20 protein-coding genes are annotated in these 23,759 nt (G+C 68.8%); 7 read left to right on the top strand and 13 right to left on the bottom strand.

The features are described 5' to 3' along the window. Positions 1–117 precede the first annotated feature (117 nt). Positions 118–963 (bottom strand): oxidoreductase, encoded by an 846-nt coding sequence (locus AC1RM6_RS18735; protein WP_493103949.1) that lies wholly within the window; start codon positions 961–963, stop codon positions 118–120. 114 nt (positions 964–1,077) lie between these two features. Between AC1RM6_RS18735 and AC1RM6_RS18730 the strand changes: the two genes are divergently transcribed. Both AC1RM6_RS18730 and AC1RM6_RS18725 read left to right on the top strand, forming a co-directional pair. Further along, entirely contained in the window at positions 1,078–1,971 is an 894-nt protein-coding gene (locus AC1RM6_RS18730) for a LysR family transcriptional regulator (RefSeq protein ID WP_493103947.1), read from the top strand. A 150-nt stretch (positions 1,972–2,121) separates the two neighbouring features. After that, a complete protein-coding gene (locus tag AC1RM6_RS18725) occupies positions 2,122–3,363 on the top strand; it encodes an MFS transporter (RefSeq protein WP_493103945.1) in 1,242 nt (413 codons plus the stop codon). A gap of 566 nt (positions 3,364–3,929) precedes the next feature. Here AC1RM6_RS18725 and AC1RM6_RS18720 read toward each other — a convergent pair. The 4 genes from AC1RM6_RS18720 to AC1RM6_RS18705 all read right to left on the bottom strand — a co-directional run bounded on the left by AC1RM6_RS18720 (position 3,930) and on the right by AC1RM6_RS18705 (position 6,228). Further along, on the bottom strand, positions 3,930–4,382 hold the full coding sequence (locus tag AC1RM6_RS18720; protein ID WP_493103943.1) for a type II toxin-antitoxin system VapC family toxin: 453 nt from the start codon (positions 4,380–4,382) through the stop codon (positions 3,930–3,932). Continuing rightward, the gene (locus AC1RM6_RS18715; RefSeq protein ID WP_493103941.1) at positions 4,379–4,657 is read right to left on the bottom strand and encodes a type II toxin-antitoxin system Phd/YefM family antitoxin; all 279 of its coding nucleotides are present in this window, start codon (positions 4,655–4,657) and stop codon (positions 4,379–4,381) included. The genes AC1RM6_RS18720 and AC1RM6_RS18715 overlap by 4 nt, the downstream gene beginning before the upstream one ends. A gap of 141 nt (positions 4,658–4,798) precedes the next feature. Then, complete coding sequence (locus AC1RM6_RS18710; protein WP_493103939.1) at positions 4,799–5,911, bottom strand: alpha/beta fold hydrolase; 1,113 nt, start codon at positions 5,909–5,911, stop codon at positions 4,799–4,801. 11 nt (positions 5,912–5,922) lie between these two features. Then, entirely contained in the window at positions 5,923–6,228 is a 306-nt protein-coding gene (locus AC1RM6_RS18705; protein WP_493103937.1) for a helix-turn-helix domain-containing protein, read from the bottom strand. 66 nt (positions 6,229–6,294) lie between these two features. Here AC1RM6_RS18705 and AC1RM6_RS18700 point away from each other — a divergent pair, with 66 nt between their 5' ends. Next, complete coding sequence (locus AC1RM6_RS18700) at positions 6,295–6,660, top strand: VOC family protein (RefSeq protein ID WP_493103934.1); 366 nt, start codon at positions 6,295–6,297, stop codon at positions 6,658–6,660. A gap of 246 nt (positions 6,661–6,906) precedes the next feature. On the opposite strand, the gene AC1RM6_RS18695 is transcribed toward AC1RM6_RS18700, so the two are convergent. Genes AC1RM6_RS18695 through AC1RM6_RS18680 form a run of 4 tightly spaced genes read right to left on the bottom strand, consistent with a single transcriptional unit; the run spans position 6,907 to position 12,015 of the window. After that, positions 6,907–7,827, bottom strand: coding sequence for a DMT family transporter (locus AC1RM6_RS18695; protein WP_493103932.1), 921 nt, complete (start codon positions 7,825–7,827; stop codon positions 6,907–6,909). Between the two features lie 13 nt (positions 7,828–7,840). Beyond that, positions 7,841–9,373, bottom strand: a complete 1,533-nt coding sequence (locus AC1RM6_RS18690; RefSeq protein WP_493103928.1) for a DHA2 family efflux MFS transporter permease subunit — start codon at positions 9,371–9,373, stop codon at positions 7,841–7,843. A gap of 10 nt (positions 9,374–9,383) precedes the next feature. After that, the gene (locus AC1RM6_RS18685) at positions 9,384–10,544 is read right to left on the bottom strand and encodes an EmrA/EmrK family multidrug efflux transporter periplasmic adaptor subunit (RefSeq protein ID WP_493103924.1); all 1,161 of its coding nucleotides are present in this window, start codon (positions 10,542–10,544) and stop codon (positions 9,384–9,386) included. Then, entirely contained in the window at positions 10,537–12,015 is a 1,479-nt protein-coding gene (locus AC1RM6_RS18680) for an efflux transporter outer membrane subunit (RefSeq protein ID WP_493103923.1), read from the bottom strand. Before AC1RM6_RS18680 ends, AC1RM6_RS18685 begins: the two co-directional genes overlap by 8 nt. An 87-nt stretch (positions 12,016–12,102) precedes the next feature. Between AC1RM6_RS18680 and AC1RM6_RS18675 the strand changes: the two genes are divergently transcribed. Together AC1RM6_RS18675 and AC1RM6_RS18670 are read left to right on the top strand one after the other, a co-directional pair. Beyond that, on the top strand, positions 12,103–12,762 hold the full coding sequence (locus AC1RM6_RS18675) for a TetR/AcrR family transcriptional regulator (protein WP_493103921.1): 660 nt from the start codon (positions 12,103–12,105) through the stop codon (positions 12,760–12,762). 129 nt (positions 12,763–12,891) lie between these two features. Beyond that, positions 12,892–13,506, top strand: a complete 615-nt coding sequence (locus AC1RM6_RS18670) for a hypothetical protein (RefSeq protein WP_493103919.1) — start codon at positions 12,892–12,894, stop codon at positions 13,504–13,506. A 21-nt stretch (positions 13,507–13,527) separates the two neighbouring features. Here the strand turns inward: AC1RM6_RS18670 and AC1RM6_RS18665 are convergent, their stop codons facing one another. Further along, a complete protein-coding gene (locus tag AC1RM6_RS18665; RefSeq protein ID WP_493103917.1) occupies positions 13,528–14,880 on the bottom strand; it encodes a vWA domain-containing protein in 1,353 nt (450 codons plus the stop codon). A gap of 126 nt (positions 14,881–15,006) precedes the next feature. Next, positions 15,007–18,096 (bottom strand): ligand-binding sensor domain-containing protein, encoded by a 3,090-nt coding sequence (locus tag AC1RM6_RS18660; RefSeq protein WP_493103915.1) that lies wholly within the window; start codon positions 18,094–18,096, stop codon positions 15,007–15,009. Positions 18,097–18,228: 132 nt separating this feature from the next. Here AC1RM6_RS18660 and AC1RM6_RS18655 point away from each other — a divergent pair, with 132 nt between their 5' ends. Together AC1RM6_RS18655 and AC1RM6_RS18650 are read left to right on the top strand one after the other, a co-directional pair. After that, positions 18,229–19,785, top strand: a complete 1,557-nt coding sequence (locus AC1RM6_RS18655) for a hypothetical protein (protein ID WP_493103914.1) — start codon at positions 18,229–18,231, stop codon at positions 19,783–19,785. A gap of 63 nt (positions 19,786–19,848) precedes the next feature. Beyond that, the gene (locus AC1RM6_RS18650; RefSeq protein ID WP_493103912.1) at positions 19,849–21,201 is read left to right on the top strand and encodes a tetratricopeptide repeat protein; all 1,353 of its coding nucleotides are present in this window, start codon (positions 19,849–19,851) and stop codon (positions 21,199–21,201) included. A 4-nt stretch (positions 21,202–21,205) separates the two neighbouring features. Here the strand turns inward: AC1RM6_RS18650 and AC1RM6_RS18645 are convergent, their stop codons facing one another. Beyond that, complete coding sequence (locus tag AC1RM6_RS18645; protein WP_493103910.1) at positions 21,206–23,152, bottom strand: DUF2207 domain-containing protein; 1,947 nt, start codon at positions 23,150–23,152, stop codon at positions 21,206–21,208. A 4-nt stretch (positions 23,153–23,156) separates the two neighbouring features. Beyond that, entirely contained in the window at positions 23,157–23,726 is a 570-nt protein-coding gene (locus AC1RM6_RS18640) for a LemA family protein (protein ID WP_493103908.1), read from the bottom strand. Positions 23,727–23,759 lie beyond the last annotated feature (33 nt).

Below are 23,759 nucleotides of genomic sequence, written 5' to 3'. Positions count from 1 at the left end.
TGGACACTTTGCGATGCCCAATGAAAGGAAATTTTTTCGCCGTCGACCGTTGGTCTCCGGACCGATTTGCGCCGGTTGACCCTTTTCGAAGATGATGGTGAGACGCGCGAACGGCTCTCAGGTGGCCGATCCTGCCTCCGCAAAGTCGGTCGAGACCGACACCGCGCGCCATTCGGCGACGATCGCGGCGTCCGACGCATGTTTCTCGGCGATCCGCGCGACGGTGTCGCTGCCCATCGGCAGGCGGACCGGCGGGTTAGGGGCGTCGGCGAAGGCGACGATCGCCTGCGCGAACTTGACCGGGTCGCCGGGCTGGTTGTGGCTGACGACCTTGGCGAAGCGGCGCACCGCGCCCGCGGTCTCGTCATAATCGGGGATCTCGGCCGGGCTGACGCTCAGCGAGGTCGCATCGAGGAAGTCGGTGCGGAAATAGCCGGGCTCGATCGCGGTGGCGTGGATGCCGAGCGGCGCCAGTTCGGCGGCGAGCGCCTCGGTCAGCCCCTCGACCGCGAATTTGGTCGAGCAATAGACCCCGAACCCCGCGCCGCTGGCATAGCCGCCGACCGACGACAGGTTCATGATCCGCCCCGAACGCTGGCGGCGCATGTAGGGCAGCACCGCGCGGGTGACCGCGAGCAGCCCGAACACATTGGTGCGGTAGAGCGCCTCGACCTCTGCTCCCGTCGCTTCCTCGACCGCGCCGAGCAGGCCGTAGCCGGCATTGTTGACGAGGATGTCGATCCGGCCGAACCGGTCGATCGCGGCTTTCGCGGCGACCTGCGCCTGCGCCTCGTCGGTGACGTCGAGCGCGACCGCGAGCAGATTGGGCTGATGGCCGAAGCGATCGGCGATCGCGCGTGGGTTGCGCGCGGCGGCGACGACCGCGTCGCCCTTGGCCAGCGCATGTTCGGTGATGAGAGCGCCGAAGCCGCGCGACGCGCCCGTGATGAACCAGGTCCGCATGATCAATCTCCTTGGGTTTGCGCCGGCCGATCCGGCGATGGGCAAGGGATAGGCCGATCCAAGAGATGAGATAATCGACTGGATTTTCGTATAGCTGTTGAGCATTATTCACTAATGCGTGCCATCGGCCCCTCGGACCTGACCTCCTTTCTCGCGGTCGCGCGGCACAGAAGCTTTCGCCGCGCCGCCGACGAACTCGGCTGCACCCCGTCGGCGCTCAGCCATGCGCTGCGCGCGCTCGAGGAACGGCTCGACCTGCGGCTCGTCAACCGCACCACCCGCAGCGTCGCGCTGACCGAGGCGGGCGAACGGCTGCACGCGCGGGTGGCGCCGGCGTTTCGCGACATCGACGACGCGCTCGACGATCTCAACAATTTCCGCGGCACCCCGATCGGCACGCTGCGCTTCAACGCCGCGCGGGTCTCGGCACGGGTGGCGCTGCTGCCGCTGGTCACCCGCTTCCTCGCCCGCCATCCCGGCGTGTCGGTCGAGATCGCGGTCGACAACGGGCTGGTCGACATGGTGTCGAAGGGCTTCGACGCCGGGGTCCGTTTCGGCGAGACGATCGCGCAGGACATGATCGCGGTGCCGATCGGCGGCCAGCAGCGCTCGGCGGTGGTCGCCTCGCCCGACTTCTTCGAGCGGCATCCCCGGCCGACCGAGCCCGAGCATCTGCAGGGCCTGCCGTGCATCGGGCTGCGCTTCCAGTCGGGGCGGCTCTATGGCTGGGAGTTCGAGAAGGACGGGGTCGAGCGGATCGTCGAGGTCGAGGGCCGGCTGATCCTCGACGACCAGGACCTGATGATCGACGCGGTGCGCGAGGGCGCCGGCATCGCCTATCTGTTCGAGGCGCAGGTCGAGGCCGACCTCGCCGCCGGCCGGCTGGTCCGCGTGCTCGACGATTGGTGCCCGCCTTATGCCGGCATGTATCTCTATTATCCGAGCCGGCGGCAGATGCCGGCGGCGCTGAGAGCGTTCGTCGATTTCGTGCGGGGGGCGATGCCCTGACGTCGCGGCCTTGGAGTATTTTCAAGTCAGGTGGAATTACCTGACGGCTCAGAAAATACGGAAAACAAAGACAATTTAGAGCATGTTCTGATCAATCTGATCAGGGCATGCTCTGGGCTGATAGAATAGCGGAAAGATGAGGAGAGCGGCGTGACGGCGACAGACGAACTGGAGCGCACTCACCGGAAGATCGCGCTGCGTGTGATCCCGTTCCTGTTCGTCTGCTACCTGTTCAACTATCTCGACCGCGTCAATGTCGGCTTCGCCAAGCTGCAGATGCTCGACGATCTCGGCATGAGCGACACCGTCTACGGGCTCGGCGCCGGCATCTTCTTCATCGGTTATCTTGCCTGTGGCGTGCCCAGCAACCTCATCCTGCAACGGCTCGGCGCGCGTCGCTGGGTGGCGGTGATGATGGTGGCGTGGGGGTTGTGCTCGACGTCGCTGCTGTTCGTGACCACGCCGGCCGGCTTCTACGCGTTGCGCTTCCTGACCGGCGCGGCCGAGGCGGGCTTCTTCCCCGGCATCGTCCTCTATCTCACCCGCTGGTTCCCGCGCGCGCGCCATGGCCGGGTGATGACGGTCTTCATGGCGGCGATCCCGGTTTCGGGGGTGCTGGGCGGGCCGCTGTCGGGCTGGATGCTCGACCATTTCTCGGGCGAGCAGGGCGGCATGGCGGGGTGGCAATGGCTGTTCCTGCTCCAGGGCCTGCCGACCATCGCACTGGGCGTGCTGACCTGGTTCGTGCTGAGCGACGGGATCGCGCAGGCGTCCTGGCTCGATCCGGCCGAAAAGCGGCGGCTGTCCGAGGCGCTGGCCCGCGACGCGCGCGACACGCCGTCCGGCGCCGCCGACAGTTTCAGAGCGGTGCTGCGCAATCCGGCGGTCTGGAGGCTGGGCCTGCTCTATTTCTGCATCCAGAGCGGGGTCTATGCGATCAACTTCTGGCTGCCGACGATCATCAAGGCGAGTGGCGAGAGCGCGCCGCTCAGGATCGGGCTGATGAGCGCGGTCCCCTATGGCGCCGCGACCGTGCTGATGATCGCGATGGGGCGCTCGGCTGACCGGCGCGACGAGCGGCGCTGGCATCTCGCGCTGCCGCTGATGCTGGGCGTGGCGGGGCTGACGATCGCCGCCGGCGCCACTGCCGGTCCGATGCTGTCGCTGTTCGGGATGACGCTGGCGGCCAACCGCCATCTCGGCGCCGGGGTCGCCGCCGGGGGATTTGCGCTGATCAATTCGATCGGCCAGATCGCCGGCTTCGTCAGCCCCTATGCGGTCGGCTGGATCAGGGATGTGTCGGGTGGGACGGCGGCGGCGTTGCTGATGCTGGCCGGGGCGATGCTGATCGGGACGGTCCTGGTGCTGCGCGTTCCCGTCCGCGCAGTGTGACTAAAAGTGCACTGTCACCGAATTACCCTGTCACCGAATTATCAGGTCGGGCGCGGAGGGTGTCATGTTTGGGTTTCGTGCTGGTTGAAACGGAGAGGGCGCCCCCGTAATTCAGGTGCGGATGGGACACAATCCCCGATTTTCATGACGGTCATCTGACCGGCGTTCGTCTCCGGGACGGGGCTGCCACCCTCTATCTTCGGCAGGTAGGCGGGGCTGATTGCGAACTCCTTCTCGAAGGCCTCGAGGCGCTGGCAATCGATGATTTTCGTGAGGGGAACATCATATCCTTCGTTGAAATCGTCACGGGGAGGGCGCCTGCGACGCACATCGACCTGGATCGCCTCTTCCTTCCTCCGCACCCTTCGGCTGCTCCGCAATATCACGAAAAACACCTGCTTTTCATGAGGCGGCAGTTGACCCGCATAGAAAATGCGAACGTCTGCCTGGTCGTCATCGACGCCTCATATGGCGCCAATCTTCTGGCGGTCTGCCGCGAGGTCTTCTGTCATCCATAGCGGCAACACACTATTGAAGAGAGTGCCCCGGTAGTCCGTGGGCCGACTTCACCCGAGCGGGAAGTCGGCCGGATCATCCTCCCAGGGATTGAAGATCGCGGCGCTGCTCGACCGTACGTCGCGGACGTTGCGGGTGACGAGGAACAGGTCGCGCTCGATCGCCGTCGCCGCCAGCAAGGTGTCGATCACGCCGGGCGCCTCGCCGGTTTCGCGCTTGACCCTGCCCGAGATCCGTCCCCAGCTTCGCACCACCTTATCGTCGACGGGCAGGATGCGGCCGGCAAAGCGCGCTTCGAGCGCATCGCGCGCCGCTGCATAGCGCGACCGGTGCGGATGATCGCTCGCCAGATTGTGGATGCCCTTATCATATTCGGCCAATGTCAGGACGCTCAGGAAGAATGTCTGTTCGGGCTGGCCGGCGGCCCACGCCTTGACGGTCGGCGCTCCGTTCGGGTTGATCAGCGTGGCGATGACATTGGTGTCGAGCAGCCAACCCTTCATAGGTCGAGGTCGCGTCCCGTGTCGGCCTCGCGTTCGAGGTCGAGGCCGTCCAGTCTCAGGCTTTCGAGGAAGGCGACGAGCGGCGCGCGGGGCTCCGCCGGCATCAGCCGCTCCAGTTCCTCGATGCTGATGATGACGACCGCATCACGGCCGCGCACGGTGACCCGCTGCGGTCCCTCATTGCGGGCCAGCCGTACGACCTCGCTGAAGCGCGCTTTCGCATCTTCGAGCTTCCAGCCGCTTGCAGACTTCAGGCCTTTGGGGCCATGGCGCATGATAGGTGGCGCGGACATCTTCGAGACTCCAACTGGTCAGATAGTCAGATATAGGAAGTTGTGTAAGTTGCGCAACTCACGCCCGGAGTTCGCCATGTCTCTCTGGCGGGCGATTGGCGCTGCGCATTTCAAAAGCGGACTCTACCGCTGCCCCTCATCCGCCAGCGGCCGCGCATAGCGGAGCAGCGCCGCGAAGGTGTTTCCAGGCTCCTCGATCATCGGCAGATGCGCCGAATGTTCGAACCAGACCGTCTGTTTCTTCGGCGCGCTCAGACGGTCCATCCATTCGCCGGCGAGCGCGGCGTCGGTGGTGTGGTCGTGGCGGCCGATCAGCATCAGCACCGGTACGTCGAGCTTCGTGATCTTGAGGAAGCCGACATCGGCGAGGCGCGGCCACAGGGTGGTGACGGTGAAGGCGCTGCCCTTGTCCCAGGCCTCGAGATCGGCGGGCGTATATTCGGGCGAGAGCCGCGGCGCGCGCAGGTAGAAATCGGCGTCGGCGCGGTAGGCGGCGAGCGAGCCCTTGCCGATCGCCCATTTGCGCCAGCCATCGGCCTTGTCGATGGTGAAGGCGCCGTCGGGATAGGGGGCGAGCGCCTCGATCTCGCGCACCGCCTGGTCATTGCCGTCGGCCTTCATCTGCGCGAGCGTCCAGGCGATGCCGCGCCGTTCATTCTCGCGCCAGTCGATCAGCTGGCCCATGCCGACATAAGCGTAGAGCAGGTCGGGCCGTTTGATCGCGACCGCCAGCCCGACCGACGAGCCCCAGCTATGGCCGAGCAGGACGATCTTCCGCTTGCCATAGCGCTTGCGCAGCAGCTCGATCAGTTCGATCGCATCGTCGCGATAGCGTTCGAAGGTGAGGGTGGACGCGAGCTTCGCCGGATCCTCGAGCCGGTAGGAGCGGCCAGCGCCGCGCTGGTCCCACTGGACGACGGTGAAGACATCTTCCCACGGCCGCTGGAACGCCCAGGCGATCGGCATCTCGACCGCGCCGGGGCCGCCATGGACGAACAGCAGGATCGGATTGGCGCGGTCGGCACCGCGGACATTGATCACCTGCCGCGCGCCGCCCAATTCGGCCTCGAACGTCTCCTGGATACCATTGGGGGTCACGATCCGGCCGATATCGGCGATGATCGCGCGGCCGGGGGCGTAGGGATCGGATGTGGCCGCCGCGTTGGGCGTGACCGCCGCGGCGGGAGCGGACGCGGCGAGCGCCAGCGTGGCGAGGGCTGCGAGGCAAAGGCGCATGGCCGATGCTATCATGGTTTCCGCCAGCGCCGCCACGGGGTCAGCGGCCGATAGCGCGGGATATCGGTCGGACCGCTGGTCTCGACCTCGATCAGCCCGCGCCGTTTGAGATGCCCGGTCGCCGCCTGCACCGAGCGTTTCGACAGGCCGGTGCGCCCCGCGAGATCGGCATGGCTGAGCGCGATGCGGCCGCCGTCGCCCGCCGCCCAGATCGCGAGATAGACCAGATAGGCCGACGGCCGCCGGTCATGGTTGACCAGATCGGCCATCAGCGTGTCGAGGACATAGCTATCGATCGTCAGCGCAACCATTGCCATAGCAATGGCTGCGTCGCTCGACCGGGTCAAGCATGGCTCCTAGCCTTGGCCCAAGGAGAACGACCGATGATCACCATGCTCAAATTCGCATCGATCCCCACCAGGGATCAGGACGCCGCGGTGCTGTTCTGGACCGAGAAGGTCGGCTTTCGGGTGATGACCGATCAGCCGATGGGGCCGGGCCAGCGCTGGATCGAACTCGGCATCCCCGGCGCCGACACCCGTATCGTGTTGTTCACGCCGGAAGGCCATGAGGACCGGATCGGCACCTTCTTCAACGGTTCGTTCGAATGCGACGATATCGATTACAGCTATCGCCAGATGCGTGCGAAGGGCGTCGCGTTCGAAGGCCCGCCCGAGAAGCAGCCCTGGGGCACATTCGCCAAGTTCAGCGATCCCGACGGCAACAGCTTTGTCATGTCGTCGCGATAGCGAGCGGGCTTGCCGGCCTCCGTTCGTGTCCCTCGATTGTCGTCATTCCGGCGCAGGCCGGAATCTCAGGAGACAACGTCGCGATGGCGTCTCACGAGATTCCGGCCTGCGCCGGAATCTCGTATGATGGGACGCCGTTGGCTTTGCAGGATGGTGAGAGCGGTGATGTCGATCATTCCAACCATCACACCGGCCGCGACTGCTGCCGACATCGACGCGGTGACGGCGCTGTCCCTGCGGCTTGCGCTATAGGACGCGGGGGCCGCGACGACCGATCAGCGGCAGCGCGATGCCGGCGAGGATCAGCGCCATGCCGGCGAGATGATAGCGGTGGAGCGTCTCGCCGAGCAGCAGCATCGCCAGCAGCGCGCCGAACAGCGGCTGGAGCGCGATCATCTGGCCGGCCGGGCCGGCGCCGATCTCGGCGACCGCCTTGTTGAACAGGAAATAGGCGAGCACCGACGGGAAGATCGCGACATAGGCGATGCCGAGCAGCGCGCCGTGGGTCGGGTGGAGCATCCCGGCCTGCCATTCGGCGATCGCCGGCGGCAGCATCGCCACTGCGCCGATCAGGAAGGTGACGAACAGGAAGCTCGCCGCCGCGATCGGGGGGCGCAGCCGCAGCAGGGTGGTGTAGAGCGCCCAGGCGACCACCGCCGCCAGCACCAGCGCGTCGCCGCGGCCGAAGCTGAGCGCGAGCAAGGCCGCCGGATCGGCGCGGAAGATGATGACGAGCACGCCGAGCGCGGCGACCGTCACCCCGGCGACCTGGGCGAGGCGCGGCCGCACCCGGAACAGGATCAGATCGAACAGCAGCACCGTTGCCGGGATCGCCGCCTGGATCAGCAGGGCGTTGGTCGCGGTGGTGGTGCGCAGCCCCGAATAGAGCAAGGCGTTGAAACAGCCGACCCCGACCGCGCCGAGCAGCAGGATCGTCCGCCAGTGCCGCCGGATCGCGGCGGCGTCGGCGGGCAGCGTCGTGCGCGCCCAGGCCAGCAGCACCAGCAGCGCACCGGTCCAGCGGAAGAAGGCGAGGCTGAACGGCGGGATCGATTCATGGACCGCGCGCGCGACGATCGAGTTGCCCGCCCACAGCAGCATGACGAGGCTGAGCGTCGCATAGACGCGGGCGGTCGACGGGGTTGGGGACGGGGCAGGGGAAGGCATATCGCCCCGCGCTTTAATGACCCCCGCCGCCGGCCGCCAGCGGTCCTTTCGGCCTGGGCGACAGCCACACCACCGCGGCGGCGAAGAACAGCACCGCGGCGGTCAGGTAGAAAGTGTGGTTGACCGCCAGTGCGACCGCTTCCTGGTCGACGATGTTGCCGATCATCTGCCGCGCCTGCTCCATCGACATCCCCGAGGCGCTCAACTGGCGCTGGACGTCGTCGGGCTGGAGCTTGGAGGCGAGGTCGTTCTGCGCGACCCGCTGGGCATCGCCCCAGACGGTGAGCGCGAGCGAGGTCGAGATCGCCACCGCCATCGTCCGCAGGAAATTCTGCAGGCCCGCCGCCGATGCGGTCTCGTCGGGGCGGACCGTGCTCAGCGTCAGGCTGGTCAGCGGGATCATCATGAACGACATCGCGAAGCCCTGCAGGATCTGCGGGGTCGCCAGCGTCCAGAAATCGGCGCCGCTGTTCCACTGCGCGCGCATCAGCGACATGCAGCCGAGCCAGGCGACCGCGCACGACACCATCATCCGCGGGTCGACCTTGCCGATCATCCGCGCGGCGATCTGCGAGGTGGTCAGCGCGGTCAGCGCGGTGAAGGCGGTGACGACGCCGGCCTTCTGCGCGGTATAGCCCATCGACAGCTGCAGCCATTGCGGGATGATCACGATCGACGCGAAATAGGCGCCGAAGCACAGAGCGAGGGTCGCCACCGCCGCGCTATAGCCCTTGTAGCGGAAGATCCGGATGTCGACGATCGGATGTTCCTCGGTCAGTTCCCAGATCACGAACGCCAGGAAACCGATCGCCGCCATCACCGCCAGCGCGACGATCTTGGGATCGCCGAACCAGTCATGGTCGCGGCCGATGTCGAGCATGACCTGCAGGCAGCCGATCCAGAAGACGAGCAGGGCGAGACCGACCTTGTCGATCGGGCGCTGGACGGTCGGGGTCTCGGCCGAGCGCAGCAGAGCGAACCCCGCCACCGTGCACAGCACCGCGATCGGGATGTTGATGAAGAAGATCCAGTGCCAGCTCCAATTGTCGCTGATATAGCCGCCGATGATCGGGCCAAGGCCGGGCCCGAGCAGGGTCGTCATCGCCCATAACCCCATCGCCCGGCCGCGCTGTTCGGGCGGGAAGATCCGCATCAGCAGGGTCTGCGACATCGGCATCAGCGGGCCGCCGCACAGCCCCTGGCCGATCCGGCAGACGACGATCATGCCGAGCGTCACCGACATCCCGCACAGCAGCGAGAAGAGGCCGAAGCCCATCATCCCGTAGAGGAACACCCGGACCGTGCCGAAGCGCTGCGACAGCCAGCCGGTCAGCGGCACGCAGATCGCCTCCGCCACCGCATAGGAGGTGATGATCCAGGTCCCCTGGTCGGCCGAGATGCCGAGATTGCCGGCGATGTGCGGGACCGAGACATTGGCGATGGTCAGGTCGAGCACGACCATGAAATTGCTGAGCGCCAGCACCAGCCCGGCGAGCAGGCGCCGGGACGGCGCGATCGCCGATGCATCATAGCTTTGCGCGGCCATCGGTCGGGCCCTATCGGCCCGACAGGTCGATTTCGACCTCGGTCGACAGCCCGACCCGCAGTGGATGTTCGGCCAGTTCCTTCGGATCGAGCGCGATCCGCACCGGCAGCCGCTGGACCACCTTGATCCAGTTGCCGGTGGCGTTCTGCGCCGGGATCAGCGCCATCGACGATCCGGTGCCGCCGCCGATGCCGGCGACCTTGCCATGATATTCGACGCTGCCGCCATAAAGGTCGGCGGTGACCGTCGCCGGCATGCCGACCTTGACGTCGCGCAATTGGCGTTCCTTGAAATTGGCGTCGACATAGACCTGGGCGACCGGGACGATCGCCATGATCGGGGTGCCCTGGGTCACGCGCTGGCCGACCTGGACCTGGCGCTTGGTGACGATGCCGTCGATCGGCGCGCGGATGATGGTGCGATCGAGGTCGAGCTTGGCGGAATCGAGCCGGGCCCGGGCGGCGAGCACCGCCGGGTCGGTGTCGACGGTCGATCCCGATACCAGCGCCTGGTTGGCGGCGAGTTCGCCGAGGGCTGCACCGCGGGTCGACTGGGCCTGCTTGACCCCGGCCTGCGCCAGCAGCATCGCCGCCTTGGCCGCGGCGAAGCTCTTGCGCGCGCTGGTCAGCTCGTCGCCCGAGACCGCGCCGCTGCCATCGAGCCGTTCGCGGCGCTGCAGGTCGATCTTCGCCTTGTCGAGATCGGCCTGGGCGGTGGCGAGCTGGGCCTGGGCCTGGGCGATGTCGGCGCCGCGCGCGTCGACCTGCGCCGACAGCGCGGTGCTGGTCGCGGCACTCTGGCGGAACTTGCGGCGGGCCTCGGCGAGGTCGGCCTGCGCCTGGGCGATCGCGATCCGGGCATTGGCCGGGTCGAGCCGCACCAGCACGTCGCCGCGCTTGACCGCCTGGGTGTCGGTGACCGCGACTTCGATCGCCTGCGCCGATATCAACGGGGTCACCTGCGCCATTTCGGCATTCACATAGGCATTGTCGGTGCCGACATGGTTGCGGCCGATCAGCAGATAATAGAGCCCGTAGAGCAGTCCGATCGCCGCGACCGCGATCGCGAGGCGGATCAGCCAGGTCTTGCGGGTCGCGGTGCGATCGGCCTGCGCCTGTTCGGCGGCGGCATCCTGCTTCTGGTCCTGAGGGGCGGGGGAGGCGTCAGCCATGCGAACTGTCCTTGGCGGTGATGGTCGTCGGGGTGGCGAAGCCGCCGCCCAAAGCGCGGATGAGGGCGACGTCGAGCGCGAAGGCGCGGGCGTCGAGTTCGGCGACCGCCTGGCGGGCGGCGACCAGCCGCTCCTCGACCACCAGCACGTCGAGATAGGTCGACAGCCCGCCTTCATAGCGCAGCCGTGCGATCTTGTAGGCCTCTTCGGACGCGGTCAGCGCGGTGCGGGCATTGCCGATCCGGTCGGCGAGCGCGCGCTGGCTGGTGACCGCGTCGGCGACCGCCTGATAGGCGTCGACCACGCTCTTGTCATAATCGGCGACCGCCTCGTCATAGCTGGCGCGGGCGCCGCGATACTGGCCCTGGATCGCGCCGCCATGGAAGATCGGCAGGCTGATCGCCGGGCCGGCATTGCCGTAGAGCGAATCCTTTTCGACCAGATTGCCCAGGCCCAGCGACTGGACCCCGATCAGCGCGCTTAGGCTGATCGCCGGGAAGAAGTCGGCCCGCGCCACCTTGATCCGGCTTGCCGCCGCTTCGGTGCGGGCGCGGGCGGCGGCGACCGTCGGCACGCGGCCGATCAGATCGGTGGTGGCACCCGCGGGCACGCCGTCGGTGACCGGAGCCGCGAGCGCGGGGCGGGCGATTTGTAGCCCGCGATCGGGGCCGGCGCCGACCAGCGCGGCGATCTGGTTGCGGCGCAGGGCGATCGCCTCGTCGGCGGCGGCGAGGTCGGATTTCGCGGTCGAGACCCCGGCGTCGGACTGGCGCAGGTCGCCGCGGGTGTCGAGCCCGCTCACCACCCGGCCGGCGACCAGCTTCTGGGTGCTGGTGCGGATCTCGAGCGTCTGCGCCTGGATGTCGCGTTCGGCGTGGAGCCGGGCGAGATCGGCATAGGCGCTGGCGATGCCGGTGCTCAGCATCAGCCGCGCCTGCGCGGCGTCGATCTCGGCGGCGCGGGTGTCCGAGGTCGCCGCCGCCAGCGCGGCGCGGTTCTTGCCCCACAGGTCGATATCGAAGTTGAGATCGAGCGAGGCCTTGCCATTGTCGAGCCAGCCCTTGGGGACAAACTCCTTGGGGAAGCCCATATTATAGCTTTGCTTGGTGTAGCCCGCGCTGCCTTCGGCATCGATCGACGGCAGCAGCGCGCCGCGCGCCTGCTGGGCGAGGCCCGCCGCACGGCGGAAGCGCGCCGCCGCCGCGGCGACGTCGGGCGAGTTGTGCAGCGCCTCGTCGATCAGCGCGTCGAGCTGGGGGTCGCGATAGCCGGTCCACCACGCCTGGTCGGGCCAGCGCGCGGTCGCACCCCCGGCCGGGTTGCCCGCCAGCACCGTGCCCGCCGCCACCGTCTCTGGACCGCGGACAAGCGGCTTTTTGCCTAGATCGGGCATCGGCGCACAGCCGCCGAGCAGCAGCGCGCCGGCCAGCGCGACCGAGGATGTAGCCTGGAAAAATCGAGTCGCGATCATGATCGTACCGTACTGTGTGGTATGGAAACGCCATTGCGCCGCAGCGATGACCTTGTCAACCAAAAAACCGTACTATATGGTACGGCCATGAAGACCAGTGCCCTTTCGATGTGCAGCCGCCGCGAACTGCGCCGCCAGGACCGGCGCGAGGCGATCCTGGCGGTCGCCGCGCAGTCCTTTCTCGAGCGCGGCTATGCCGGCACCACCATGTCGGGCATCGCGGCAACGCTCGGCGGCTCGAAAGGGACCCTGTGGAGCTATTTTCCGTCGAAGGAGGAGCTGTTCGCGGCGGTGATCGATCAGAAGACGATCGCCTTCCGCGCGCATCTTTCTGAAATCCTCGATCCCCATGGCGAGCTCGGCGAGACGCTGAAATGCTTCTACGCCAGCCTGATGACCAAGGTGACCTCGCCCGATGCGATCGCGCTGCACCGGCTGGTGGTCGCTGAGGCCGGGCGTTTCCCCGAAATGGGGGTGATCTTCTACGACCGCGCGCCGCAGCTCACCCACCGGCTGCTGGCGGATTATCTGGCGGGGGCGATGGCGCGCGGGGCGATGCGCCAGGGCGAGCCGATGGCGCTCGCGCGGATGCTGACCAGCCTGTGCCTGTCGGGCTGCCACCAGCAATTGCTGGTCGGCCTGATCGACCGCGCCACCCCCGAGCTGATCGCGGTCGATATCGACCGCGCGGTCGGGCTGTTCCTGCGTGCCTATGCGGTCGATGCCAGCCAGATCGCGAATTTCTGAGGCTGTTCACCGGCATGCCGGACAGAGGTCGCGATATGTGAGCCGCCGGATCATGCCACTTGTTGCCATATCGCTCTAAAGAAAGGCGCGATCGCGTCGTTTCCATCGGGGAATCCGTGGAGACAGGCCGTGATCAGCAGCAGCGTCAGTTCGACCAATCCGGTGCTTGCGCGGTTGCAGGCGCAGGGCCTGTCGTCGGACAAGGCCTCGCTGGTCGCATCCGACATGGACGCCGCGGTGAAGGAGGTGGCCGGCAAGGAAGTCCGGGGTAGGAATGGGGCAGCTGCTGGCGCGGCACCCGACAAATTGTCGGTGCGCGCGGCGCTCGACAAGCGGATCGCCTCGGACGTCGCCGCCGGCAAGCTCAGCGAGAGCGACGCCGCCGAGGTCAAGAAGGCGCTCGACGAGATCGACGGGAAACCGCAGGCCGCCGCCGGCGATGACGGCGAGACCGCCTCCGAAGCATCGGGCAAGGCGGGCGGCGGGCCGCGTGGCGGAGGCGGCGGCGGGGCAGGGGGCAGCACCCAGAAGACCGAGCGTTCGCGCACCGTCACCGTCGCCGGTGCGATCAAGACCACCACCATCACCTATACCGACGGCACCTCGGAAACGACCACCGGCGCCGCGAGCACTGCCGACGAGGCGAAATATGGCAGGCAGGCCGCCGCCGACGCGCAGGGCAGCACCGCCGCGGATTATCTCTCGACCATCGAGCCAGGCAGCCTGTTCGACCAGGCTGCCTGACGCAATGGCAAGGTCCAACGGTTAGTTCGAGGCGACCTGCGCGATCCTGCACCGTCCCCGATCATAGTCGCCGACCGTGCGGATCACCTCGGATCGGGCGGGCTCGATGCGCTTGCCCTGAGCGATGCCGGCGAGCACCCGCCCGACGAGCTGGTCGAGGCGGGTCACGACATAGCAGGCGACGTCGGGTTCGGCATGCGCCTCGCCGATGCCGCTGTCGTCGGTCAGGAAGATGTAGCGGCCCTGGGTGAGGGCTGCCATCGTCCGCATCACATATTGGGCATTGTCCTCGACCCCGCTGGCGGCCACCGGCACGATCTGGACCCCGCGCGATCGCAGCCGCTCGGTCGAGGCGAGGGTGGAGGCGATGGCGTCCTTGTGTGGCGGCGCATCGGCGACCAGCAGCAGCGCCTTTGCCGCCTGCGGGCGCCACTGCATCGTCTCGGCGGCCCCCATCGCGCGGTCGACCGCCTCGGGCAGGTCGCCGCCGCCCGAGGCGGTCTGATCGGCGAGCGTCGCGCGCACCGTGCGCAGATCGGCGGTGAGCGGAAAGGACTGGACGACATAGTCGTCGCCGTCGTCGCGGTAGAGGATCACCCCGATCCGCAGGTCGAGATTGCCCGACTCGCGCTTCAGCCGCGCGACGATCGTACCGAGTTCGGCCTGGAGATAGGCCATCTCGTCGCCCATGCTGCCGGTGGTGTCGATCACCAGCGCAAGGTCCATCGCCGCCACCGGCCGAGCGACGCCGGGAAGCTGGATCGTCACCGGCATGCCGGCTTTGCCGGCGAGGCTGATCGAACGGCTGGCCTGGCCCGCGTCGGCGCTGACGCTGACGCGGGTTTGGGCCGGGACCTTGTCGAAATGGGGATAGAAGGAGGCCGAGCCGTCGGCCGCGGCGGTCAGACGCAGCGGGCTGCCGTTGCGGCCGACATCGACCTTCGCGAACGGTACCGGCGCACCTCGTGCATCGACGACCTTGATCGCGATCCGGGTCCGCGTATCGACGAACGGCAGCTCGGTGCCGTGCTGCTGGAGGAAATCGCCGGCATAGCGCGCATAGAGGCCGGGATTGAGCAGATCGTCATAGTCGCCGGCGGTCAGGTTTCCCGACTGGGCGACCGGCTTAGGCGGGGCTTCGTCGGGGGCGGGCGACGTGACCGGCTCGCTCGTCGAGGTCTCGACCTTGCCGGTGACGATGCCGGCGACATTCCATTCCTTCTTCGTCGACGTGACCCGGGTCGGCGGGGGCGCGGCGTCCTCCGACGCGGTCTCGGCCTTGCTGCAGCCCGTCAGGCAGGCGGGCAGTATCAGAAACGGGAGGAACCAGTGGTGCAGATCCACGCGGTGTGAACCATGGCCGAGTTTTCGCATCGACATCTCCTGGGCTGTTTCGCGCAAACTCTATCAGTTTGATTGAAATATCCAAGCGACAATCCGTGCTATTTTATCGACGAACCGTTGATGCCTCTGGCCGGGTATCCTCAGCTGAGGGGATTCTCAGTCGGGGGTGACGATCGCGGGCACCGGAACCGCCGACCGGTCCCCTGCCATCTCGACGCGGTTCCGGCCTGACTGTTTGGCGCGGTAGAGCGCGGTGTCGGCGCGGACATAGAGTTCGCCGAAATCTTCGCCGGACCGCATGCCCGCGACGCCGAGGCTGCTCGTCACGCGGATCTCGATACCATCGGCCTCGACCATGGCTTCGCCGATCGCGGCCCGCAGCCGATCGGCGAGCAACCGTGCGCCGGCGGCATGGGTGTCGGGCATCAGCAGCGCGAATTCCTCGCCGCCGATGCGCCCGGCGAGATCGCTCGCACGGATATGGTCGTCGATGACGCGACCGACCATCGCCAGCACCGCGTCGCCCGCCGGATGGCCGAAATGGTCGTTGATCCGCTTGAAATCGTCGAGGTCGAGGATCGCCAGGCTCAGCGGCATGCGCCGGCGCCCGGCGAGCGCGATCAGATCCTGCGCGCGCTCGATGAAATGGCGGCGATTGGCGCAGCCGGTCAGCGGATCGGTCATCGCCAGATGCGCGAGCCGTTCATTGGCGCCCAGCAGGTCGGCGGTGCGATCGGCGATCTGCGCCTCGAGCTCGCGCTGGCGGCGGCGCAGCCAGCGGGTGCGCCAGCGTATCAGCGCGCGGACGCCGAGGAGCAGCGCGATGCCGATCGTCGCCTTGAACCATAGCCGCTGATACCAGGCCGGCAGCACCCGGATCGGCAGCGCGAGCTCGCGCACCGACCAGGCCCCGTCGCGGTTCGACCCGCGCAGCCGCAGCGTGTAGTCGCCCGGCGGCAGGTTGGTGTAGCTCGCAAGCCGCCGGCTGGCGTCGGTTTCGACCCAGTCGCCGTCGAAACCGTCGAGCCGATAGGCGTAACGGTTGCGTTCGGGCGCCGAGAAGTCGAGCGCGGCGAACTCGACGCTGAGGCTGTTGGCGCCGGGCGAGACCGTGACCGGCGCGATCGCCCCGCCGCGGTTGAGCCGGCCGGCGGGCAACGCGATCCCGCCGACGCGAAGATCGGTGACCATGACCGGCGGCTGGAGCCGCCAGCGCGGCAGCGGGCCCGGCCGGACGATGCTGAAGCCGCCCTTGGCGCCGAACAGCGCTTCGCCGGTCGGCAGGGTCGCGCCGGCGCCGCCGAAATAGTCGATCAGCGGCGCACCGTCGGCCGGGCGCACCGCACGGACCGCGAGCGTCGCCGGATCGATCCGCGCGAGGCCGTCGTCGGTTCCCGCCCAGATCGTGCCGCTCCCGTCGAGCTGGAGGCTGTCCACGTTGAGATGGGGCAGGCCCTCGGCGAGCCCGATCCGGCGGAAGAGCGGCCGGCGATCGGCACCGCGGCCGGTCATCACCGCGACCCCGCCGCCGAAGGTCCCGACCCACAGCCGGCCCTGGCGGTCGATCAGCAGCGCGACGACGAAGCGTCCCGGCAGCGCGGCCGGGTCGGCTGGGACCGCGGCGATGGTCTCGATCGCATGGGTGGCGAGGTCGATCCGCGCGAGCCCGTCACGGGTGCCGACCCACAGATCGGCGCCGCGGCCGCGCCGGATCACGTTGACGCCGGGGTCGGGGAGTTTCGCCGAATCCACAGGGCTGAAGCGCAGCCTGTCACGGCTGCCCGGTGCGATCGCGCGCAGCCCGTCATCCTCGCCGCCGATCCACAGCAGCCCCGCGTCGAAGGCGAGCGCGCCGACCGAGGCGTCGGGACGGCGGCCGGGCAGGACAACGATATGCGGAGCGCGCGCGTTCGGGGCCTTGGCGTAGAGCCCGCGCCGGGTTCCGAAATAGACGGTGCGGTCATCGCCCTCGACCATGCCGAAGATCGCGTCGGGCGGCAGCGCATGATCGGGATGGGCGGCGTCGGGGCGCAGCGCCTCCACCCGGCCCGTCGCCGGATCGATCCGGTCGGCGCCGCCGTCGAGATAACCGACCCAGATCCGGCCGTCGCGCGCCGGCAGGATCGACATGACATCCGCCGCGCTCGGCCCGCCGGGCCGCATCGTCGCGCCGTAGACGGTCGAGATCAGCCCGGCGTCGTGGGGATGGTAGCTGAGCCCGCCGGTGCTGCCGGCCCAGATCGCGCCCGAGCGGTCGCGCAGCAGCGTCCAGACATCGTCGTGGATCAGGCTGTTGGGCACCGCGCGGTCCTGCCGGATCGGCTGGAGCCGCCCGGTCGCGGCATCGACCGCGACGATGCCGCCGCCGCGCAGGCCGACCCAGACGCTGTCCGGTCCGGCCGCGGCGATCGCCGCGATCGATCCCGAGGTCAGTGGCGATCCGGCGCCGACCGGCCGCGGCGCGGCGTCCGCATGGTCGACGATGAACAGGCCATGGCGCCGGGTGCCGATCCAGATCCGGCCCTTGTCGTCGGCGAACAGGGTGGTGACGCCCGCCGCCCTGCCGTCGAGCGGGACGGCGGCGAAGGCGGTGGTGCCGGGCGCCCGGCGCGTCAGCCCGGTGCCGGTGCCGACCCACAGTGCGCCGGTCCGGTCGCGCAGGATCGCCTGCACGCCGCCGTCGGGGCCGCCCGGAGGCGGTGGCCGCGTCGCGCCGGTCGCAGGATCGAGATGGTGGAGCCCGTCATCCTTGCCGATCCACAGCCCGCCGGCGCCGTCGTCGGCGATCGCGCCGATATGGCTGCGCCGCGCCGACCGGGGCCCGAGCGGCACCGCCACGAAGCGGTCGGCGATATCGTCGTAGCGCGCGAGCCCGCCGGCGCCGCCGCCGATCCACAACCGGCCGGCGCGATCGATATGGAGCGCCTGGATCCAGTCGTCGGGCAGGCTGCCCGGCACCGCCGCGTCGGCCTTGTAGCTGTGGAAGCGATAGCCGTCCCAGCGGGCGAGCCCGCCCTGGGTGCCGATCCAGATGAAGCCCGCGCGATCCTGCACCAAGGCGGTCGGCACCGGATGCGGCAGCCCCTGGTCGCGGCCATAGTTGTGGAACACCGTGGTGGTGAGACTGCTCCAGCGGTCGGCAATGGGCGCGGCGGCCGACGGCATGCCGGCCAGCGAGGCCAGCAGGCCGATAGCGAGCCATGGCGCATGATGGAAGGAAGGTCGGCTGCGCGCCGTCGCGGTCAAGATGATGCTGCCGGAAAGATATCGATTGCGTAACGATAACAGCTTTTCGCACCGATGAAAGCCGGTCATCACAAAGATCGACGCGTTTTCGAGGGCTTAGGAAAACGCGCGATGGATGTTGGGGCACCGGTCATGAGCAGCACAGCCTTCCTCATCGCCCAGCTCGTCGCGGCGATCGGCGTTCCGGCGCTGATCGGCGGGTTCGTACCGCGCCGCTGGCGGTTGCGCGCGCTGCTGGCATGGCTGGTGTCGCCGGTGCTGGTGCTGGTCGCGATGGCGGCGGTCGAGGTCGCGCACGATCCGGCCAAGACCTTCGATCTCGGCCAGCTGCTGTTCGGCCTGGGGCTGATCGGATCGATCCTGGCAATACCCTGGGTCGTCGCCGCGCTTGTCGGTTTCGGCATCGGCGTCGGCCTGGCCGCGCTGCTGCGTCCGCGATCGACCGCACCGGCGCGGCCGGCCGAAGCCGCGCCGCCGCCGCGTCCGGCCGCACCCCTGCCGATCGCCATACCAGCCTTCACGCCGAGCCTCGAACCGCCGTCGGGCTGGCACGCCGCGCATGTCGGGTTCGCACGCGATGGCCTGCTGCTCGACGGGATCGGCATCTGGGCGGCGACCTGGCGCGCCGAACCGGGGCCGCCGGTGATGCTGCCGCACCCCGCGCATCCGCACGAGATCCATCGCTTCACGGTGCACGCCGTCGACGATGGCGCGCAAGCGACCCGGTTCGCCGCCGCCGAGCTTTCGAACGGGGTCTGGGGCTTCTACCGCTGGATCGTGCCGGCCGATGCCGCCGAGGCCCACTCGGCCGACGGTACGCTGGTCTATAGCCACAGCTTCGGCGAGGCGGCGGCCGGCCGGTTCGACGCGGTCGCGCCGAAGGCGACGCTCAGGCTGGCGGCGACCGGCGCGCTGCTGTTCGACGGCGCGGGCTGGTTTTCGAGCCGGATCGTGCCGCAGCCCGATGGCGGGCTGCTGCTGGTGCTCGAGCAGAAATATCGCCAGACGATCTTCCGGATCGATCCGGTCGCCGGCAGCTTCCACGACCTTGTCGAACCCGATCCCGAACGCCCGCTCGCAGCGCTGGCCGACGCGGCGGCGCAGGCGCTTCGCCAGAGCCTCGACAAGGCCAATGCCTATCTCAGCCGCTTCATCGCCCCCGACGGATCGCTGCTGGTCGAACTCGAGGCTGCCGAATGGGGGAACGGGCACTGGATCCAGTCGCCCTGCGTCGTCGCGATTGCGGGGCATCGCATCCTGATCGATCTGCGCGGCACCGATTGGGACGGCACCGTCCGCTTTCCGCGCAACGGCGTCGCGCGGCTGGCGATCAGTTCGCATCTCGCCGGAATCGCGCTGACCGCGGACATCGACGTTCATAGCGGCCGCTACACGATCCTCGGCCGATCGTCGGACGACGGCGAGGGGCCGATCGCCGGTTTCCGCGCGCTGATCGAACGCGAGGCCGATGCCGCGAGGGCCCGTCGAGGGGCTGCGCCGCCGACGCCTCTCGCGCGCAGCCCGATCCAGACCGTGGCGCTGATATTGGTGATGGTCGTCGTCGCCTTCGCGATGATCGGCGCGGTGGCGTTCTTCACCCAGGGCCGACGCCCGGCGCCGGCGACGAAGCTCGACCGGGTTCCGGAAATGCCGCGCATCCCGCCGCGGCCCGAGCGGCGCTTCCCCTGACGCCCGCCAGGAACATGCGTGAGCCGGCGGGCGTTGGCCGTGCGAACGATGCCGGGAGAGTGAATGTCGCGTCGAGCATTTGCAGGCTTCGGGACATTGCTGGCGATAATGGCGCCGGTTTCCGCGGGCGCGTCGGAATGGTGGTATGTCAACAGCGGGCCCGGACGCGTCGTCTTCGTCGATGCCCGATCGATCGAGCGTCGCAAGGATATCGTCACCTATTGGTCGATGGTCGTGATCCGCCCCGCCGATCCCGAGGCGATGACCAAATCGCATATGCGCGCCGATTGCGGCCGGCACCGGCTCGGGCTGCTCGGCATCCTCCGTTATGACGACAAGGGCCGGCCGATCGGGCCGCCGGGGATGCGGCCGGGTCCGATGCAGGATGTCGCCCCCGACACGCTGGGCGATGCCGAACTGCGCTTCGCCTGTGGCGACGAGGGGCATCGGGTGGCCAACGATCTGTTCGCGCTCGCGGTCGACGAGGTTGCCTTCGCCGAGGCCCTGATCGCCCGCGGCAACGAGCCCGGCGATGCCCGTGCGCTGCACGACGCGATGATCGGCGCGAAGGTGCCCGTCGTCGTGCCGGTCGTTCCGGTGCCCGAACCGGAGGAGAGCGACGCGGTCGAAGCGGTGACCGCCACGGCTTCGACCGCGACCGCCGCATCGGCATCCGGCTCCGATATCGGATCGCTCGACCGCGCGTGCCGCGGCGGCGATGCCGATAGCTGCACCCTGCTCGGCATCGCCTATCGCAAGGGGGTCGGGGTTGCGCAGAATGCCCGCTATGCCGCCGCCTTCTTCGCGCTGGCCTGCGAAAAGGGCGGGGCGGCGCGATGCGGCAATATCGGGCTCGCTTATGCGCTCGGCGACGGCGTCGACAAGGATCCCAGGCGCGCGGCGGGCTATTTCGCCGAAGCGTGCGACGCAGGCAATGTCGCGAGCTGCTCGAGCCTCGGCACCGCTTATTCGCTCGGGGTCGGGGTCAGGCCCGACGCGCGGCGGGCGCTGAAGCTGTTCACCCGGGCCTGCGACGACGAGGATGCCCATGCCTGCTATAATCTCGGCGTGATCTACGATCAGGGGCTGGGGGTGAGGAAGGATCCGGCGCGGGCGGCCTCGCTCTACGACGGGGCGTGCGACCGCGACGAGGGGCTGGCCTGCGGCAATCTCGGGCTGCTGACGCAGAGCGGGATCGGCGTCGCCAGGGATGCCGAGAAGGCGGCGGCGCAGTTCGACAAGGGATGCGATCTCGACAATGCCGAGGCCTGTCTCAACCTCGGCCGCGTCTATCAGGCGGGTTCGGGGGTGACGCGCGACCTCGATCGCGCCGCGGCGCTCTACCGGCGTGCACTCGCGATCGATCCCGAGACGGCAGGCGCGCAGCGGGCGCTGACCGCGCTGGCCCCGCGCTGACCGATCACCAGCCCGATCCGCCGCCGCCGCCGCCACCACCGCCCGACGAACCGCCGCCCGACGATCCGCTCGACGAACTGCTGCTCGAACTGTCGCTCGACGAGGAGGGCAGGGTCGTCGCCGAGGCGATCGACGCGGAGAGCGACGCGCCGATCGCCGTCGCGAAGCTGCCGGGGTCCTGCCAGCGATCGCTGCGCCCGCTATACCAGCCCAATGGCTGATCCTGCGCGGCATCGCCTGCCGCCGCTGCGGCGAGCATCGCGGTGAAGCGCATCGCCCAGCGATTTTCCACGCCCAGCGCGATCGCATAAGGCAGATAGCGCTCGAACAGCGCGACCGTCCGCTCGGGTGGGTGGAGCTTCTCGAGCCGGTCCTCCTCGGCCACCGACAGATAATGGCGGAACCCCAGGATCCGCGCCCGCATCGCCCAGCCTTCGGCGGTCGGTGCCCGCAGTTGCGACCCGGTGATCGCGATGAACGGGATCGCGATCAGCGGGATCACCAGCGGCAGGATATTGCCGCTGGTGAGGCCGAGCGCGAGCAGCATTCCGTACGGTCCGATCAGCGCCATCCACAGCAGCGCCGATCCGATCCACGATAGGATCTTGCGGCCGGACCGCATCGTCTTGCGCCCGCGCGCGAGCAGCCGCAGTGCGAACCAGATCGCGATCGCGGCGGCGGCGATCCCGAGCGTCGTCGGCCAGGGCGTTGATCCGCCCGCCAGCGCCAGCGCGAAGGCGACGAGCAGCAACAGTCCGGCGAAGAGCCGCCAGCCGGCAAAGGCCTGTCTGGCGGCGTCCGAAAAGCTGCGGCCGTCGCCATGCGCGCGCTCGAGTTCGTCCCGCAATATCTCGCGGGCATCGGTGAGCCGCTCATAATTGTCGAGCGTGAGCGCCACCGACGCCTTGCCGCGGAACAGGCGGGCGAGCATCTTCGCCTCGGCGGGCGGCAGCGCCGCGTCGGCCTCGCCCTTCTCCAGCGTTCGCGCCGGCTTGCGCCCGCCGCCGGGCGCCTCGACGATCCGCAGGCCGCCGCGCACCGCGCTGTCGACGATCGCCGCCGAAAAGGCGCGGCCATCGAACCCCATCCGCCAGATCAGCCGCAGCGCCGCCGCCGACAGATCGTCGGGCGGCGCGAACAGCGGCACCATCGGCCGGCGATCGGGGTTGCGCTTCACCCGCCATAAAGTCGCGGCGAGGTAAGCGAACAGCGCGAGCAGCCCGGCGATCGCCAGCAGGAGCGGCCCCTGTTCGCGCACCGCCCAGCCGAACCGGGTCGCGGCGCCGGGTTCGGCGACGACGCCCTTGGCCCAGGATGCGGCGACGGTCAGCCCCTGCGACGCCTCGAGCCGCCCGGTGGTGCGAAAGACGATCCGGCCGGGCGCCTCGGCGGCGACGATGGCGTCATGGTCCTGCGCGCCCTGATAGCCGGTATAGACCGCGCGCCGGCCGAACGGCACCGCGCGCGGCAGGGTGATCCGCGCCTCGGCCCGCTCGATCGGGAAGGTCCAGCCGGTGCCGGTGGCGTTCCAGTAGAGCTCGTCGAAGTCGCGGTAGAATCCGATCTGGCGGGTGGTGCGGTAATGGATGCGGAAGACATGCGGACCGGGGGCGAGCAGCGTGTCGGCACGGCCGATCCGCACCCGCTCGCCATTGCTCATCCCGATCAGGCTATAGGGCTCGGGATGGCCGTCGCGCGCGACGTCGACCACGGTGAAGCCGACGACGACCTGGCGGCCGATGCCGCTCCTGTAGCGGGTGGGAAAATCGCGCTGGATGCCGCGCTTGATCTCGGTGCCTTCGGAGACGAGGTCGATCGTCTCGACGACGTCGAGCGTGCCATTCGCCTCGACCCGGACATCGCTGACGAAGCTGGTGATGCGCTCCGCGGCGAAACCGGGCGCGGCGGCGAGCAGCGCCAGCGCGGCGACGACCTTTGCCAGCCCCCGCACGGCGTCAGCGCCTGGTCTTGAAATCGATCGACGGCGCCGTCGCGATCGCCGGATCGTCGTCCTCATAATAGGCTTCCTCATGGAAACCGAGCGGGCGGGCGATCAGCAGATCGGGGAAGGAGGCGATCCGGCTGTTGAGGTCGCGCACGGTGGCGTTGTAATAGCGGCGCGCGCCCTGCAACTCGGTCTCGATCGCCGCCAGCTCGTCCTGCAGGCTGCGGAAATTGGCATCGGCCTTGAGTTCGGGATAGGCCTCGGCGACCAGCATCAGCCGGCCGAGCACGCCGCCGAGCGCGCTGTCGGCGCGCGCGGCATCGCCGGCATTCGCGGCGCCGGCCGCGTCGCTGCGGCGGGCGGTGAGCTCTTCGAGCAGGCTGCGCTCATGATCGGCATAAGCGGCGACCGTCGACACGAGGTTGGGGACGAGGTCGGCGCGGCGGCGCAACTGGACGGCGATCCCGCTCCATCCTTCGCGCACCTGCGCGCGGGCCCGCACCAGCCGGTTGTAGATGAGGACGATGCCGATCAGCAGCACCGCCACGACGGCGACCGGTAGCCATGGCACCATGTTCATCGCGCGCGTCTCCCTGGCCTGCGGCTATATTCC

This window comes from Rhizorhabdus sp. GW822-FHT03C02 (assembly GCF_058801765.1).
Note: the sequence above shows the minus strand (reverse complement) of the source record. Positions and strands in the feature narration are given on the sequence as shown.

Bases quoted from the DNA above. Each gene is read 5' to 3' on its own strand.
- AC1RM6_RS18735 (WP_493103949.1), bottom strand. From the start codon at position 963: ATGCGGACCTGGTTCATCACGGGCGCGTCGCGCGGCTTCGGCGCTCTC.
- AC1RM6_RS18730 (WP_493103947.1), top strand. From the start codon at position 1,078: ATGCGTGCCATCGGCCCCTCGGACCTGACCTCCTTTCTCGCGGTCGCG.
- AC1RM6_RS18720 (WP_493103943.1), bottom strand. From the start codon at position 4,382: ATGAAGGGTTGGCTGCTCGACACCAATGTCATCGCCACGCTGATCAAC.
- AC1RM6_RS18715 (WP_493103941.1), bottom strand. From the start codon at position 4,657: ATGCGCCATGGCCCCAAAGGCCTGAAGTCTGCAAGCGGCTGGAAGCTC.
- AC1RM6_RS18710 (WP_493103939.1), bottom strand. From the start codon at position 5,911: ATGCGCCTTTGCCTCGCAGCCCTCGCCACGCTGGCGCTCGCCGCGTCC.
- AC1RM6_RS18705 (WP_493103937.1), bottom strand. From the start codon at position 6,228: ATGGCAATGGTTGCGCTGACGATCGATAGCTATGTCCTCGACACGCTG.
- AC1RM6_RS18700 (WP_493103934.1), top strand. From the start codon at position 6,295: ATGATCACCATGCTCAAATTCGCATCGATCCCCACCAGGGATCAGGAC.
- AC1RM6_RS18695 (WP_493103932.1), bottom strand. From the start codon at position 7,827: ATGCCTTCCCCTGCCCCGTCCCCAACCCCGTCGACCGCCCGCGTCTAT.
- AC1RM6_RS18690 (WP_493103928.1), bottom strand. From the start codon at position 9,373: ATGGCCGCGCAAAGCTATGATGCATCGGCGATCGCGCCGTCCCGGCGC.
- AC1RM6_RS18685 (WP_493103924.1), bottom strand. From the start codon at position 10,544: ATGGCTGACGCCTCCCCCGCCCCTCAGGACCAGAAGCAGGATGCCGCC.
- AC1RM6_RS18680 (WP_493103923.1), bottom strand. From the start codon at position 12,015: ATGATCGCGACTCGATTTTTCCAGGCTACATCCTCGGTCGCGCTGGCC.
- AC1RM6_RS18675 (WP_493103921.1), top strand. From the start codon at position 12,103: ATGAAGACCAGTGCCCTTTCGATGTGCAGCCGCCGCGAACTGCGCCGC.
- AC1RM6_RS18665 (WP_493103917.1), bottom strand. From the start codon at position 14,880: ATGCGAAAACTCGGCCATGGTTCACACCGCGTGGATCTGCACCACTGG.
- AC1RM6_RS18655 (WP_493103914.1), top strand. From the start codon at position 18,229: ATGAGCAGCACAGCCTTCCTCATCGCCCAGCTCGTCGCGGCGATCGGC.
- AC1RM6_RS18650 (WP_493103912.1), top strand. From the start codon at position 19,849: ATGTCGCGTCGAGCATTTGCAGGCTTCGGGACATTGCTGGCGATAATG.
- AC1RM6_RS18640 (WP_493103908.1), bottom strand. From the start codon at position 23,726: ATGAACATGGTGCCATGGCTACCGGTCGCCGTCGTGGCGGTGCTGCTG.